15 protein-coding genes and 1 pseudogene are annotated in these 14,882 nt (G+C 68.2%); 8 read left to right on the forward strand and 8 right to left on the reverse strand.

Annotation, left to right across the window (positions count from 1 at the left end; genetic code table 11):
- Positions 1–116: 116 nt before the first annotated feature.
- From ACIPK3_RS33700 to ACIPK3_RS33715, 4 genes and pseudogenes are all read right to left on the reverse strand, one after another.
- Positions 117–740: a DUF1524 domain-containing protein gene (locus ACIPK3_RS33700; RefSeq protein ID WP_402575967.1), complete on the reverse strand. Its 624-nt coding sequence runs from the start codon at positions 738–740 to the stop codon at positions 117–119.
- Between the two features lie 329 nt (positions 741–1,069).
- Positions 1,070–1,306: pseudogene (locus tag ACIPK3_RS33705) on the reverse strand (transposase); the annotation flags it as partial.
- Positions 1,307–1,411: 105 nt separating this feature from the next.
- Entirely contained in the window at positions 1,412–2,827 is a 1,416-nt protein-coding gene (locus tag ACIPK3_RS33710; RefSeq protein ID WP_402575969.1) for a hypothetical protein, read from the reverse strand.
- A gap of 207 nt (positions 2,828–3,034) precedes the next feature.
- Entirely contained in the window at positions 3,035–3,193 is a 159-nt protein-coding gene (locus ACIPK3_RS33715; protein ID WP_402575971.1) for a hypothetical protein, read from the reverse strand.
- 460 nt (positions 3,194–3,653) lie between these two features.
- Between ACIPK3_RS33715 and ACIPK3_RS33720 the strand changes: the two genes are divergently transcribed.
- Positions 3,654–4,742 carry a hypothetical protein gene (locus ACIPK3_RS33720; RefSeq protein ID WP_402575973.1) on the forward strand — a complete coding sequence of 363 codons (1,089 nt, stop codon included), beginning with the start codon at positions 3,654–3,656 and terminating at the stop codon, positions 4,740–4,742.
- A gap of 83 nt (positions 4,743–4,825) precedes the next feature.
- Positions 4,826–5,047: a helicase associated domain-containing protein gene (locus ACIPK3_RS33725; protein WP_402575975.1), complete on the forward strand. Its 222-nt coding sequence runs from the start codon at positions 4,826–4,828 to the stop codon at positions 5,045–5,047.
- A 205-nt stretch (positions 5,048–5,252) separates the two neighbouring features.
- On the opposite strand, the gene ACIPK3_RS33730 is transcribed toward ACIPK3_RS33725, so the two are convergent.
- The 3 genes from ACIPK3_RS33730 to ACIPK3_RS33740 form a co-directional block, all read right to left on the reverse strand.
- On the reverse strand, positions 5,253–5,696 hold the full coding sequence (locus ACIPK3_RS33730) for a DUF2267 domain-containing protein (RefSeq protein ID WP_402575977.1): 444 nt from the start codon (positions 5,694–5,696) through the stop codon (positions 5,253–5,255).
- Between the two features lie 62 nt (positions 5,697–5,758).
- Complete coding sequence (locus ACIPK3_RS33735; RefSeq protein WP_402575979.1) at positions 5,759–6,154, reverse strand: DUF2267 domain-containing protein; 396 nt, start codon at positions 6,152–6,154, stop codon at positions 5,759–5,761.
- Between the two features lie 103 nt (positions 6,155–6,257).
- Entirely contained in the window at positions 6,258–6,689 is a 432-nt protein-coding gene (locus tag ACIPK3_RS33740; protein WP_402575981.1) for an Hsp20/alpha crystallin family protein, read from the reverse strand.
- Positions 6,690–6,817: 128 nt separating this feature from the next.
- Between ACIPK3_RS33740 and ACIPK3_RS33745 the strand changes: the two genes are divergently transcribed.
- The gene (locus tag ACIPK3_RS33745; protein ID WP_402575983.1) at positions 6,818–7,444 is read left to right on the forward strand and encodes a type III effector protein; all 627 of its coding nucleotides are present in this window, start codon (positions 6,818–6,820) and stop codon (positions 7,442–7,444) included.
- Here ACIPK3_RS33745 and ACIPK3_RS33750 read toward each other — a convergent pair.
- Positions 7,431–8,339, reverse strand: coding sequence for a hypothetical protein (locus tag ACIPK3_RS33750; RefSeq protein ID WP_402575985.1), 909 nt, complete (start codon positions 8,337–8,339; stop codon positions 7,431–7,433). The genes ACIPK3_RS33745 and ACIPK3_RS33750 overlap by 14 nt on opposite strands.
- A gap of 239 nt (positions 8,340–8,578) precedes the next feature.
- Between ACIPK3_RS33750 and ACIPK3_RS33755 the strand changes: the two genes are divergently transcribed.
- From ACIPK3_RS33755 to ACIPK3_RS33775, 5 genes are all read left to right on the forward strand, one after another.
- A complete protein-coding gene (locus ACIPK3_RS33755) occupies positions 8,579–8,989 on the forward strand; it encodes a hypothetical protein (RefSeq protein WP_402575987.1) in 411 nt (136 codons plus the stop codon).
- Between the two features lie 918 nt (positions 8,990–9,907).
- The gene (locus ACIPK3_RS33760; protein ID WP_402575989.1) at positions 9,908–10,918 is read left to right on the forward strand and encodes a GlxA family transcriptional regulator; all 1,011 of its coding nucleotides are present in this window, start codon (positions 9,908–9,910) and stop codon (positions 10,916–10,918) included.
- A complete protein-coding gene (locus ACIPK3_RS33765) occupies positions 10,915–12,624 on the forward strand; it encodes a thiamine pyrophosphate-binding protein (protein WP_402575991.1) in 1,710 nt (569 codons plus the stop codon). Before ACIPK3_RS33760 ends, ACIPK3_RS33765 begins: the two co-directional genes overlap by 4 nt.
- Positions 12,614–13,249 (forward strand): SRPBCC family protein, encoded by a 636-nt coding sequence (locus tag ACIPK3_RS33770; RefSeq protein ID WP_402575993.1) that lies wholly within the window; start codon positions 12,614–12,616, stop codon positions 13,247–13,249. The genes ACIPK3_RS33765 and ACIPK3_RS33770 overlap by 11 nt, the downstream gene beginning before the upstream one ends.
- Positions 13,246–14,271 carry a 3-oxoacyl-ACP synthase III family protein gene (locus ACIPK3_RS33775; RefSeq protein WP_402575995.1) on the forward strand — a complete coding sequence of 342 codons (1,026 nt, stop codon included), beginning with the start codon at positions 13,246–13,248 and terminating at the stop codon, positions 14,269–14,271. Before ACIPK3_RS33770 ends, ACIPK3_RS33775 begins: the two co-directional genes overlap by 4 nt.
- Positions 14,272–14,882: the final 611 nt, after the last annotated feature.

The following is a 14,882-nucleotide window of genomic DNA, read 5'->3' on the forward strand; positions in this document are numbered from 1 at the left end:
AACCCAAGCCGTTCATCTGGACCAAGACCGCCGAAGAGATCCTCGACTCCCTCGCCCGCTTCTGCCGACGGATCTCTGGCGCAGGACACTAGGGCATACAGGGCAATACGCCTAGATCAAATGCCCTCTGAGGGCAGGGCCTTCTTCTCGTCGTCGGTGGTGGTCAGCTTCCACACGGCTTTGACGTGCACGTAGTCCTTCCCGTACGTGCACCAGAAGGCCTCGTTCGCCGGCTTCCACTGCGCCGGGCCGGAGTCGGACTTCGAGGAGTTGGAGGACTCCGAAGCGATCAGCAGCTGCGGGTCCGTCATGTCGTTGCCGAAGTCGCGGCGCTGGTCGGCGATCCAGGTGTCGGCGCCGGAGCGCCAGGCTTCGGCGAGGGGGACCATGTGGTCGATGGTGGCGTCGGCCACTTCTGTGACGGTCTTGTCGTCGTAGGCGGAGTACCAGGAGCCGGACTCCGGCTGGCAGCCGTCCGCCTCGTCGTGGACGTCCTTGCCGTCGCGGGCCAGGACCGCCTGACGGGTCGTGCAGCCGCCCGTCTGCTTCGACCAGATGTCGAACGCATCGCGGGAGTAGCCGTCCATCGAGTGCGGGGCCGCAACCGTCAGCGCGGCGAGTTCGGTGCGGGCAGGCGCCGTCGACGGCGGCGCCGGCGGCTCCGCGAGGGCCGGGGCGGCGCTGACGACGGTGGCGAGGAGGGCGGCAGCGGGCAGGCCGAGAACGGTGGCGCGGCGCATGAAGTCTCCATCAAGTGTGGGGGGTTGGAGATGCGTTCATGAGACAACCGCAGCCGCGAGGACGTGCGCTACGCGCGTCAACAAGATGAGACAACTCCCCCACGCGGCGGTCACGGTCTTCACGACTGCGGGCACCCTGGCCTCCACGTAGGCCCGCCGCCCGGGTGGCGGGCGGGCGGCGGGGTGGTGGTGCGCCCGTGGCGGGGGTGTACCACCGGGTTGCGGGTGCGGTGGGGGCCAGAGAGTTCCGCGCCCGCGCTCGGGGGTCAGTGGCGGCGGCCCCAGGAGGCGGTGTGTCCAGTCAACGGCTGATCTTGGTTGGTTGAGGGTCAGGGGCTGGTGGTGGGGGTGAGGCGGCCGTCGAAGGCGATCTGGAAGGCGTTCAGCGGTGCCTTCCAGCGCATTGTCCGGCGGCACCGTCCCTTGCCGGTCGGGTCCAGGCTCATCAGCGCCATATAGACGCACTTCAACGCGGCGGCCTCCGTAGGGAAGCGGCCGCGGGCCCTCACTGCCTTGCGGATGCGGGCGTTCACGCTCTCAATCGCGTTCGTCGAGCAGAGGCGCCGTGCTGGGTGATGGTCTCGCTCATTCAGGCGTCTCCTTGATCATCGGATCCGCCGTCTATTGGACACTCCCCTTCCGTCATGGGCATCCAGGTGTTCTGGTGAGGTTCAGCCGGTACAGCCAGTGACGGTCGCGGGGCTTGCGGCGCAGTTGGTGGGAATATTGCCAGTGACAGTGGCGGTAGTCGCGAAGGGGACGCTGGTCCAGATACCCCCGGGCGCGGTGGCAGCAGTGTTGGAGGTGACGGAAGTCGCACCGTCCAGGGAGAGGCTCCCACCATTGTTGAAGATGCCCCCGCCCTGAGAGCCGGTACCTGTGGCCTTGTTCCCGGTGATGACAGCTCCGATGGCGTTGAGGGTGGTGCCGCTCGCGGTGTAGAGGCCGCCGCCCTGCGAGTACGAACCGGAAGCGAGGTTGTTGCTGACGGTGGTCACACCGCTGGTGTTCTGCAGGGTGATCGTCCCGCGGGTGGCGGCGAGCCCGGCACCCCGCCCCCGCGCCCCGACGATCTTGTTACCGGTGACGGTACTGCCGTCCAGGACCACGTTGCTGGTGTTGCCGTCTGCCAGGATCCCGGCGCCGGTGGCAGGGAGGGTAGGGAGGGTGATGTTGTAGGCGAGAGTATTGCCACTGATGATGGAACGCGTCACCGTGAGCATGCCCGAGTCGGCGATGATGCCACCGCCGCCTTGCCCATTGGTGACAGTGTTGTTGGTGACAACACTGTCAGTGATCGATCCTCCCCCGAAGGCGAGGATCCCGCCTCCTCCGCCGTCGTCGGCGCCGGCACCTGTGGCGCGGTTGTTGGTGATGACGCTGTTCTGATCGATGCCGAGTCGGCCGACGCCATTTTTGTAAATGCCGCCTCCGTACTCGCCCGCCCTGTTGGAGGACACAACAGTCCCGTGAAGCTTCAGATTCCCGCTGCTGTCAATACCGCCACCCAGGCCACCACTGATCGAGTTGGCGGTGTTGTCTTTGATGAGGCTGGCGGTGAGTTCAGCCGCCCCGCTTCCCTCCACCCGGAGTCCTCCACCCTGGCGAAGGACTCTGTTGCCCTGGATGGTGAGGTTGCTGGTGGCGGTCAGCGCCCCGCCGCTCTGCACGAGGATGCCGCCCCCGAACTCGAAGCCTGTGAGGAGGCCGTTCATGACGGTGAGATCGCTGACGGTGAGGTTCCCGCCGGAAGCGATACGCAGAATACGGAAGGGGGTTGCGCTGGTGAGGGCGGGGTCGCGCTGGATGGTGGCGTGGTTGCCGTTGATGACGGTGTTGTTGGTGACCGCCGGCAGTCCGTCCACACCACTGTCGGCTGCGGTGAGGACGTAGACGCAGTACGGGGTCAGATCGATGGTGCCGCCCGCCATGATCGCCGTTTTCAGACCGGCAATGTCACCGCAGGTGATGGGTGCCGCGTTGGCGGATACCGCTGCAGGGAAAGCCACCGCCGCAGCCGCCAGCGCGGCGGCCACCAGCGGCCGTGACACAACACGCGGCAGACATCGAAAGCTCATCGAGCTCATATGTGTTCCTCCAGGGCCGTCTTGAGGCGAGCACTTCCCGCGGGGCCCGACAGACGCGATCGCCAGCCCTCAAGCTGGAAAACAAGGGGGCCCGGCGGATACACAGAGAAGAAGGCGTAATCGCATCGGCGCATCCGACGCTCGCGACCCACCAGACGTAAAACCGCACGTCACTCAAAAAGATCAACACCAGCGACCTCTGCCGCTTCAGACGGAGCCCTCGTTCCTCGGCACGCCTGCCTCGTCGACGCCGAGCCGGGCCGCTGGTTCGGCGCTGGTGCCGACCGCGTCTGCGCCCGGTGCCCCGGTGAGTGAAAGCCGGATGTCGAAGCCGACTCGTGAAACGGCGTCCTCAGCGTCGGTCACTGGTCGGCGCCTTCGGCCAGGGCGCGGGCATCGCAACGGACGGATCCGGTACAGCGTCCACGCTGACGCTGCAGAACGGCACCACCTTCACCCGCAACCTCGCCTCCGGCCGCTACTCCCAGGGCGGCGGCCTCTACACCGACAACAACTTTGTTGGCGTCGATATGGGAGGCGTCCACCATCACGGTCACGGGACTGGAGGTACTGGTTCCCGGTGACCTGGGTGTTGTTCAGGGTGAGTGCGCCGGCCTCACTGTGGATGCCGCCGCCCCGGTTGCTGGTGGTGTCGTTCGAGGTACGCGCCGCCCCCGTCGACGGTGGCGCGGTTGTCGTTGACTGTGCCCCCGGTGAGAGAGACCGACGTGCTGTTCGCGGCGTATTTCGCGTCTCTCTCGCCGGCGAAGGTAACCAGCAGTGCGGTTTCGGCCTCTTTATGGGTGACCGACCTACGGGGGGAACGATGAACTGGTCCAGGGCCATGGCCGTCACAGCGGCCGGTCTCATGCTGTGCGGGTGCGCCACCGCGGCGAGCACGGCCGGAGCGGCACCGAGCACGGGCGCCTCCGCGCACAAGATCGTATCCACCGCCGCCGGCGGTCCCGGGGCCCCCAGCGGCAAGCCCGATCTGATCCTCAACGGCCAGACCGATGCCCGCTCCGGGCAACTGGTCCACATGATGCTCTACGGCGTCAGCCATGCGCAGGGCGGCGACGCGGTGACCGCCCAGTCGCCCGCGTTGAGCGGGCCGGTACGGCTGCGATGGGAGGGCGACCACTACTGGGCCCTGGCGACCCTCAAGATGACGGACAAGCCCGGCTGGTATCCGCTGAGGGTCGCTGTCCATGGTCACAACGTGGCCCACGACAGGATCCAGGTCGTACGATCCCAGCGGCCCTCCTTCACCCTGTCGGCATCGCAGGACGTGACTCGGCCCGGGGAGCCGGTGTGGGTGGGTTTCGACGACCTGTACCCCGGTGAGCGGGGCACCGACTTCACCGTGCGGTCCGCGGCCCTGCCCGGGCCCGTGCGTCTTGTCCACGACCCGGATATGGACTTCTACAACCCGCGGGCCTTCTCGGCGCGGCCGGAGCTCAAGCCCGTCCTGGCGGACGGCACGTACACCTTCGTGCTGTACGGCCCGCACGGCCACCGCATCGCCGAGAAGCGCCTGAAGGTCCGCGCGTCCCGGCCCGGCGACCGCGACTACCTGGGCAAGGCGTACGGCCCCGAGTTCTACGACCCGAGCCAGGGCTACTCGGGCGACACGCACAGGTTCCGGGTCGGCGCCGGGCGTCAGGTCGCGGTCATGTGGCACGACGAGTCCCCGGACCCGGGCGAGGAGACGCGGCTGACCGCCACCTCACCGGCGTTCACCGGGACGGTCCACCTCCGCCACGACGACAGCAAGGGCGCCGACGGCGACGACCCGCGCTTCTTCGGCACGGCCACCGTCCGCTCAGATCTCAAGCCCGGCCGCTACCCCGTGACGATCGTCGCCCATCACGGCCGGGTGAAGAAGACGGAGTACGTGACGGTGGCGGCGCGGTAGGCCTCCCAGCCACAGAGCACAAGGCGCTCTACGTCCCGTCGAGGTGAGAGGAAGCCAGTAGAGGGCTTGTGGCCTGCTCTTGCGTGTACGGACTGTTCGATGCCCTGTGGCGTCATCCAGCGAACCCGCGCCAAAGGAGACTTACGTCGTATGCGTCGATAAACATCGAGACGATCGCCGACGAGGACCAGGAGGAGCGGCAGATCCGGCTCGGTGCATGGATCGGGAACCAGCGGAGCAGGGCCGCAACACTTTCCCCGGAGCGGATCGAGCAGCTCTCCAAGGTCGGGATGCGGTGGGCGTGATGGGCGTCGTCCTCACCGCCGCCGTCGCGCTCGCAGCTGGTCCTCTGCTCGGGTGCTTCGCCGCGTGCCCGAACGTGCAGCGGGCCCCGGCGCCGGGGGCGGTACCGGGGCCCGCTGATGGCGCGAGTCCCGTGGGGTCTTGTACGACCTGCGCACGGACGCGGCACCTGTCAACGCTGCCGGCGCCGGCAGGGCACGGCCTTGTTCATGCGGCGGGATTGAGTTCGGCGCGGCCGAACAGCAGCGCGTAGCCGGTGGGGAGCTGGTGCAGGATGCGGGTGATCAGGTCGGGGCCGGCGTAGGCGTTGACGGCGGCGAAGACGGATCCGGTGTCCCACCGGGTGGTGGCCAGAGAGGCGCCGGAGCGGGCGGCGAGGTCCTTGACGAACGCCCAGCCGGTCAGCGGCTGGGTGTCGGGGATCTGCGCGGTCAGCGCGCGGGCGGCCTCCAGAGGCAGGCGGGCGGCCAGATCCACGCGCTCGTCGCCGGTGAGCTGGCGTCCCAAACCCCCCAGGACGAGGCGGACGGCTTCGTCCGCCCGCTCGCGGGTGGGGTAGGCGCCCTCGTAGCGGACCTTCTCCAGCATCTGCTCGTACGCAGTCCCGTACGGCTGCGGGTGCTCAAGCGGTACGCGCACGTCGGTGATCACTGCTGCATGCCTTTCGTGAAGCCAGAAACGGGTGCCCGGGAGATGTGGCACCGGGGTGGGAATCAGGTGGGCTGTGGGCGGCCGAAGAGGAGGTCGTAGCCGGCCGGGAGCTGGAGCAGGATCTGTCCGAGCAGGTCGTCGCCGGCTGCGTCGGCAGCGGTGGAGAGGACGGCACTGACGTCCCAGGCAGCGGTCTGGGCGGTGGCGCCTTCGATCCACGCGGCGGTCGCGGCCACGAACCGCTCCGGCGGCAGGGGTTCGGCGCTCTGCAGCGGGTTGAGAAGCATCAGGGCGAAGCCCTCCGGCAGGCGGGCTGCGAGCTGGGCTCGGACCTCACCGACCAGATGGGCTCCGAGCAGGGCGAGGACCACGCGGGCTGCCCGCTCGGCTTCCTCCAGGGTTTCGTACTCGCCGCGTTCTCGCACTTGGCCGAGGAACGCTTCACGTCGCCAGACCATCACCGCCACCCCGTTTCCTCGTCGACTGTCCAAGAAGGGGGTGCGGAGGACGGGATGAGCAGGGAGACCAGGTGCCCGTCCTCCGCGCCGCCTCCGGCGGGTGTCAGCCGGAGATCTCCTTGCGGCCGGAGCCGACGCCGATGGAGATCTTGCGGGGCTTGGCGCGTTCGGCGATCGGGATGCGCAGGGTGAGTACGCCCGCGTCGTAGTCGGCCTGGATGTGCTCGGTGTCGAGGGTGTCGGCGAGCACGATCTGGCGGGAGAAGGCGCCCAGCGGCCGCTCCGAGAGCTCCATCTGCACGTCGTCGGCCTTGGCCACCGGCCGCCGCTCGGCCTTCACGGTCAGCATGTTCCGCTCGACGTCGATGTCGATCGCGTCCGCCGGGACGCCGGGAAGGTCGAAGGCCACCACGTACTCGTCGCCCTCGCGGTAGGCGTCCATCGGCATCGCCGACGGCTTCGACCAGGTGCCCGGGCCCATCAGCTGCTGCGCCAGCCGGTCCAGCTCACGGAAGGGGTCAGTGCGCATCAACATCGTGAAACACCTCCAGTGGGTTGTAGGCAGTTGCTGCCAATGCGCTGCACTGACACCGTTGTAACATGTCATCCAATGGATGACAAACACGATGTCGTCGAGTCGATGACAGACCTGAGGAGGTGCCTGTGACCGCAGCCGACCAGCCGCCCACGACCAGCACCGACGCCCACAGCCCAGCGTCCTTCCTCGCCGCCACAGCGGCCCTGACTGCCATAGATGACGCGCTGCGCGACGCCCAAGACGAGGCCCCGGACACCGGCTCCGGCCCCGGCGCGGAGCAGGCACTGGCCTCACTGATGCTGCTGCGGCAGGTACGCGAGCAGCTCGCCGGATGGGAGACCGGCCTGATCGAAACCGCCCGCGACGCGGGCGCCAGCTGGGCCGACCTCGCCCACCCCCTCGGCGTCGCCAGCCGGCAGGCCGCCGAACGCCGCTACCTGCGCGGCCGCCCCGGCCCCGCAGGCACCACCGGCGAACAACGCGTCACCGCCACCCGCCAGGCCCGCGCCGCGACGCGCACCACCGCCGCCTGGGCCCGCCACAACGCAGCCGGACTGCGCAGCCTCGCCGGCCAGATCACCGCACTCACCGACCTCCCCGCAGCCGCCCGCCGCCCACTCGACCAACTCCACGAAGCCCTCGCCCACAACGACCCTGCCGCACTCATCGGCCCGCTGGCCGCCACCCGTCCCCATCTGACCGCCACCCACCCCGAACTCGCCACACAACTCGACACCCTCACCGAACCCTGACCCCCTCGCCGGCCCACCGAGCCCTCACCCAGACAGCAGCCTTCGCCCACAGCACGCCCGCACCACCCTCAACGGCAACGCCGGCGGGGGCACCATCACACTCGCGAGCTACTGCGTCTACCCGTACGCGGCCGACAGCGGAGACGGCCAGAACGCCCTGCCCCCGATCACCAACACCATCACCATCACCGGCAACCACGCCACGCTCCAGCGCACCGGCGCCAGCTTCTACCGGCTGATCACCGTGGCCTCCGGCGACAGCCTCACCGCCGACACACTCACCGTGATGAACGGCTCGACCGCCTCGGACGGAGGCGGCATCCTCGTCGACACCGGCGGCACCCTCACCGGCACCGGCCTGGCAATGCAGGGCAACACCGCCATCAACGGCGGCGGGCTCGCCGTCGCCGCGGGCGGCACCGCCGACCTCACCGGCGGCCTCATCAACGACAACCGCGCCACCGCGCGCGGCGGGGGAATCGAGACCGGGGGCACCACACTCCGCGGCACCACCGTGTCCGGCAACCGTGCCGACACCAGTGGGGGCGGCGTCGACATCGTCGCATCTGGCAGCCTCGCCACCGATGCCACGGGAAGTCGCACCGTCATCGGCAACAACACCGCCGACACCGGTGGGGGGGGTGAAAACCACAGGTGGTTCGGGAGCGTGGGCGCTGACTCTGCAGAACGCCGATGTCCTCGACAACACCACCAGCGTGGAGGGCGGAGGCATCGCCCTGCGGGGCCCAGCCGGTGTGGCGCTCATCAAGGACTCCACCATCTCAGGCAACAAGGTCACGCGTTCAGTAGGGCAGCCCTTTTCCGGCGGCGTGTCCGTGAACTTCGACAGCACCAGTGCCGCGAACACGGCGACGTTGGACGGCACACTGGTCACGAACAACAGACTGGTGGGGGCGAGGGGTCAGGGCGCCGGCATCGGCCACTTCGACGGGGGTCCTGAGGCTCCAGAACGGCACGGTCGTCAGCGGGAACCTCGCTTCCGGCCAGTACAGCACCTGTTCAGCCCCGCCACCGTCACCAACTGCGTGAACTGACCCCAGCAAGCCCAGAACTCCGAGCGCCCGGGGCGACACCCGGGGGCGGAAACAATGACCAGCCGGACCACTGGGGGGCGTGATCACCCGGAACACCATCGGTTCCCCCGTCGCTGCCCTGAGGGACGGTCGGTACGGCTCGTTCGGCGTCACGGGCCCCTCGGCGAGGCCGCCCTACGGACAGGGCAGCCTGGGCATCGAGGTCGCGGACAAGTCCGCCTCGCTGACCCCGCCCAGTGAGGCGGTCGACTTCGGCAACGAGGTGGACTTCTACGGCGGCCGGGTACTGGGCCTGAGACAGCTCGGTTTCCACGTCTTCCAGAGAGGCGAGAACGTCTCCCACGGCTTCCCGACCACCAACATGCCGAACATCGGGCTCGAGATCGATCCGAACCTCACCGCGGTACCCGCCACCACCTACACCTCGATGGTGTGGAACCCGCCCTCCCCACTGCTGGTCGACCGGTGGAGTCCCTACCTGTTCGCGTAGACCTCCCGCAGAGGATTGGCGTGATGGGTGCTGGCGTCGTCCCACACGACGATCAGTGGGGCATCGCCGAGCTGACGGCGGGTGGAGGTCAGCAGGTCCGCGAACTCGCGGGCCCGGAAGCCCTTCTTCTCGCCGGTACGGCCCCGTACGTCTGCGTCCGGTGGATCAGACGGGTTTCGCGGCCCGGTCTGACGCAGACCATCCCGGCCATCAGGACTCGGCCGGACCCCTTGCCTGTGACTGTGACCAGCGGCGTCCTGCCCCGCCTCGACCATGTCCGGCCCTTGCCGGGTTTCAGGTCCTGGTTCAGCCAAGATTTTCGTGAAGCGGCAACGGAGCGTCACGCGCCGTCGAGGTGCTTGGCCTGTGCTGCGCTACGCCGGTGACGCGCCGGCCGTGGCAGCAGGACGCTGCGATCGTGTGAAGCATTGTTGCAGCAGCTCTTTCCGTACCTGGCCGCGGTGATGGTGGAGCAGGTGCGGGTGGAGGACGGAAAGGTATTGGTCGTTACCCGGACCCGGGATGGCACGGCCGCGCCTTGTGCCGACTGCGTACTCCGGCTCGGCGGGTACACAGTCGCTACCGGCGGCGCTTGGCCGATGCCGGCGTCGGCGGGCGCCCGGTGGTCGTCGACCTGCGTGTCCGGCGCTTGTTCCGCGACAGCGCCGGCTGCACAGCACCGCCCACACCGGTCACTGACCCACCTGAGCGGCCCGCGTCCAAGATCCCCGGCAGCGTCAGGCACTGAGGCACGGGCAATGTCTCATAGGGGGCGGGACACGACCTGTGCGCATCCGGCGTGCCATGACCGCTGTCCCCCACCCAGGCCGTCACCCGGTCCGTTCCACAACGCCCTTGGCAGGAAACGTCAATATGACGTCATTGCGGCTACTTCGAACGCTGGCACAGAATGTGACCGTGTTACGACGAGTAGTAGTGGTGGTGTACTCCGGAGTTCAGGTGCTGGACGTCACCGGTCCGGTCGAGGTCTTCGACAGCGTGAACCGGTTCCTGCCGGACCCCAGGGCGGGATACCGGATCGAGTGCGTGTCAGCCGATGCTCCACTGGTGCGGACGTCGGCGGGGCTGGAGATCGGCGCCTGCCCGCTGGAGGCGGGCGAGGGGCCGGTGGACACACTGCTGGTGCCGGGGGGATGGAGTCTGTACGAGGCTCTGGAGGACCGACCCCTGGTGGAGTGGATAGGCCGGGCCGCGTGCAGGTCGCGACGGGTGGCGTCGGTGTGCGGAGGTTCCTTCCTGCTCGCCGAGGCAGGGCTGCTGGACGGGCGGCGGGCGACCACGCACTGGGCCTACTGCCGTGAGATGGCGCGCCGCTATCCGCGGGTCGTGGTCGATCCGGGCCCCATCTTCGTCTGGGACGGCCCGTTCGTCACCTCGGCCGGGGTATCCACCGGCATCGACATGGCGCTGGCATTGGTGGAGGCCGACCATGGGGCCGATCTGGCTCTGGAGATCGCTCGCTATCTGGTGCTGTTCTTCAAACGGCACGGCGGACAGCCACAGTTCAGCGCCGTACTGGACGCCCAGCTGGCGGACCGGGCGCCGATCCGCGCAGTGCAGGAGTGGATGGGTGCCCATGTCGAGCACCCGATGCCAGTGCCGGAACTCGCCGAACGGGCCCGTATGAGCCCCCGGAACTTCGCCAGGGTGTTCCATCGCGAGGTGGGCATGACACCTGGCCGGTATGTGACGCGGATGCGGATCGCCCGGGCCAGGGACCTGCTGGAGAGCACTGATCTGCCCGTCGGCGAGGTGGCCCGCAGGTGCGGCTTCCCTCGCATAGAGACGTTTCTCCGTGCTTTTGGCCGGGCGATGGGTCTTACTCCCGGCGCCTACCGGCAACGCTTTCAGATCCTGAAGCCGTCCGGGCTCATGGTCGACGATGCGCACGCGGGGAGGAGGTCATGACCGCCCAGACGCGCCTGGTGGACTGGCTTGCCGCGGAACTGGCCCGCTTGGGTGTGCAGTACGTGTTCGGGGTCGGCGGCGCAAACATCGAGGACCTCCACGACGCACTCCGGGGCACCGGGGACGCGGTGCGAGGTGTGGTCGCAAAACACGAGTTCTCCGCCGTCACCATGGCCGACGGCTGCGCCCGAGTGACGGGTCGGCTGGGAGTGGTGGCGGCCACCTCCGGCGGCGGCGCCATGAACCTCGTGCCGGGCCTCGCAGAGGCGCATGCCTCGCGAATACCGGTGCTCGCGCTGGTCGGACAGCCGCACACGGAGCAGGAGGGCCGAGGCGCCTTCCAGGACTCCAGTGGAGCAGCGGGCACCTTCGATGCCCGTGCAGTGTTCGCACCGGTCTCCCGCTACTGCGCCCGGGTGGACGATCCGGCGACGTTCGACAAGGTGCTGACCGAAGCGGTGTCGGTGGCCCAGCGCGACCCGAAGGGGCCGGCTGTCCTGCTGCTGCCCAAGGACGTCCAGCAGGCACTGGTCTCCTTCCCGGTGCGGCGAACCCCCGTCGGGCCCCCTGCGCCCGCTGTCGCGCCGCCGCCCTCGGTACTGGGTCATGCCGCCGGACTACTGCGCCGTGCTCGGCAGGTACTGATCGTCGCCGGGGAAGGGGTGGCTGCGGCTGGAGCGCGCCGGGAGTTGTCGCACCTGGCCGGCCAGCTGGGGGCGTGGGTGGCGGTCACACCAGACGCCAAGGACGTGTTCGACAACCGCCATCGCGCATTCGCCGGGGTGGCGGGAGTGATGGGCCACCCCGGAGTGACCGACCGGATGAGGGACGCCGACCTGTGCCTGCTGGTGGGAACACGGTTGCCGGTACTGGCGCGTGGCGGGCTGGAAGGCGTGCTGGCCGACACCCCCGTGATCTGTGTCGGTCCCGAACGCCCCTACGTCGCAGGTCTCGCCCTGCTCGGCAGCCTGCGTGAGACGTTAGGGGAGCTGTCGACCCGGCTGGGGGCCTGCCGTCGGGACAGCCCGCCACAACAGGGTCCAGTTCCGCTGCCTGCCAGCAGGCGGGTCGGCGACGGACTGGCCGTCTACGCCGACGCCCTGTCGGTGATCGCATCGGTACTGCCACCCGACGCTCATGTGTTCGTCGACGCGGGCAATGCCGGAGCAGCGGCGATTCACCTGCTGCCCGCCCCTGTGCGAGGCCGGTTCGTCGTCGCGACGGGGATGGGCGGTATGGGTTACACCTTCGGTGCCGGAATCGGAGCCGCGCTCGCCACCGGACGGCGTACGTATGTACTCGCCGGCGACGGGTCATTCTTCATGCACGGCATGGAGGTACACACAGCGGTGGAGCACTCGGCCCCCGTCACCTTCGTGATCTTCAACAACAACGCACATGCCATGTGTGTCACAAGGGAGGACCTGTTCCAGGGCGGCGCCCGCGGCGGCAACACATTCCGCTCCTCCGACATCGCGGCCGGAACAGCCGCGATGTTTCCCGCCCTGCCGGCCACACGGGCGCAGACCGCCGGCCAGTTGCGCGAGGCATTGCTGTCCGGTCAGGCCGACGGCGGTCCGGCGTTGGTCGCCATGGACTTCGACCCCTCTGAGATCCCACCCTTCCTTCCCTTCCTGACTGCAGCTCACGGACCCTCTCATCACCGAAAGAGTGATCATGAAATTGAAACCGTCCATGTTGGCTGACATCCCCGGCCTGACTCGGGTGGAGAACACAGCCCAGGAAGAACTCATAGCCCGCTGCACGGAGATGACCCATGCGGCGTATTCCCATGAACAGGTCTACGGGCAGTACTGCACCATCCAGCAATACGTCGACTGCCCGCCGCAGGAGACCTACACCTATCTCAAGCAGGGACACCACCTGGAGGAATGGACCTTCAGCCTCCGTGGCTTCGCACCCACAACCACCCCCGGTCTGTGGAAGGGCAGCGATCTGCTCGCCGCCGAAACCCCGATCTTCTGCCGGGTCGAGGCCAACCCGCAGGCCATGACAGTGGACTACCACTGCGCCTGGGACCAGAGCGAGACCCTGTGGATGATCTACCTCATGCGTGTCGTGCCAGCTCGACTAGTCCTCGGCAGGGCGGGGTCGGTGATCACCTGGACCAACTGCCGCCACCCCTATTACGACGAAAACCCACGCCCCGATCTCGCGCCCGCCTCCGACCGGCCCTGGGTCGGCGACTTCTGGGACCTCTTCTACGCAGGTCACACCGTTGAGATGGACAACCTCAAAGCGATCCTCGAACACCGTCACCGACTCGGCCTTCCGGTGAGCGTGCCGGCGCCCGAGGCGGTCGCACAGTGACGGCCACGACCGTATGCCTGGCCGACGTCACCGGCTACCTGCCGGGCGACCCCGTGGCAGCCGCATACTTCACCGGATACCCCGGCGCAGAGGACCGGCTCCGGGACAGCCCGATGTTCAAGCTCCCCTCTACGCGGCACCATGTGACCTCGGGCCAAAGCAACGTCGACCTGATCGAGCAGGCGGTGCAGCCGCTCCTGGAACGCCAAGGGCGCGAAGCAATTCAGGCAGTGGACATCCTGCTGGTGCACAGCCAACTGCCGGACATCCCCTTTGTCGGCGCCGCCGGTGAAGTCGCCCACCGACTGGGACTGCATCCCCAATGGATGCTCGACGTAGCCAACGGCGGTTGCGCCTCCTTCGTCCACCTGCTTGAACTCGCCCGGCAGATCCTCGCTACCACCGACGCCCGAACCGCCCTGATCTGCAACGCTCAGACGGCGGCCGGCCAACTGTTCACGCAAGCCCGGGTACGCGGTCTTGCGCAGGCCGCGATCCCCGGGGACGGCTGTGGCGTGGCGTACCTCACCACCGGATCCCACGGCTCTCCCTTAATCGGCCTGCGGACACGTCATCTCCCCCAGCATGCAGGGGAGATGAAGCTGGTCCGGGACGACGGCCGTAAGTACTGGGAGGCAGGCGAGGCGCAGCCTCGCATCGGCTTCACCCAGGAGGCCGTCGCCAGAGTCCTCGAGCGAGGAAACCGTCTGGTACCAGAGGTGGTCCGGGAGCTTTGCCGCGACCTGGGCAAGGACAGCACCGACATCGACGTGCTGATCACCAACCAGCCCAACCGGCTGTTTCTGGACACCTGGCGTCAGGCTCTGGGACTGCCGCCCGAGCGGCACCCCGACACCTTCGATCGCTGCGGCAACCTGTTCGGGGCCGCGATGCCGATCACCCTCGACCATGCCGTTCTGTCCGGGCAGGTCCCTGGGGACGCCCTGGTGGTCCTCGGCGGATTCGCCCATGCCGGCGACTACGCGGCTGCTGCAGCGATCCACTGGAAGGGGCGTGCATGACCGGTGCTTCGCATGGCCGGGCGGCGGAAAGGGAGATCCCTTGGTTCACTCGCCTAACAGTGCGGACGCCGAATACGACGATAGCGATGCTGGTGTGACAGGCGGCCGTCTGCTGCACACCGTTTTCGACGGCAGCAAGTGGGACGATCTCGGCCACGACGTGAACGCCTTCTCCAGCGCGCGGTCCCGGCTGTCCCCGAGTGGATCGACCATGACCTACTCCCCTTCTCCGGCGCTCTGGTCGTTCTTGATGAGGTTGGAGATGTTGAAGACCTCGCCGCGCTCCTCGAACTGGGCTTCCGCCCACAGGACGGCCTGATGCCCTGTCACTTGACCACGCCGGAGGCCCGCATATAGGCCAGCGCCGACTCCCGCGGCTCCGACCGGCTGAACCGGTGCACAGCTCGTGCACCGCATCCAACTCACTCGCCCGCACACGCACATCAGTAAGGTCCCCACCCATAACCACACCAACGACCGAACTGGTCAGCAGCCAAGGTAGACACCGTTGCAGTACTAGTGTCCTGCGCCAGAGATCCGTCGGCAGAAGCGGGCGAGGGAGTCGAGGATCTCTTCGGCGGTCTTGGTCCAGATGAACGGCTTGGGTTCTT

This window comes from Streptomyces sp. NPDC086787 (assembly GCF_044745865.1).
In the GTDB taxonomy this organism is placed as follows: domain Bacteria; phylum Actinomycetota; class Actinomycetes; order Streptomycetales; family Streptomycetaceae; genus Streptomyces.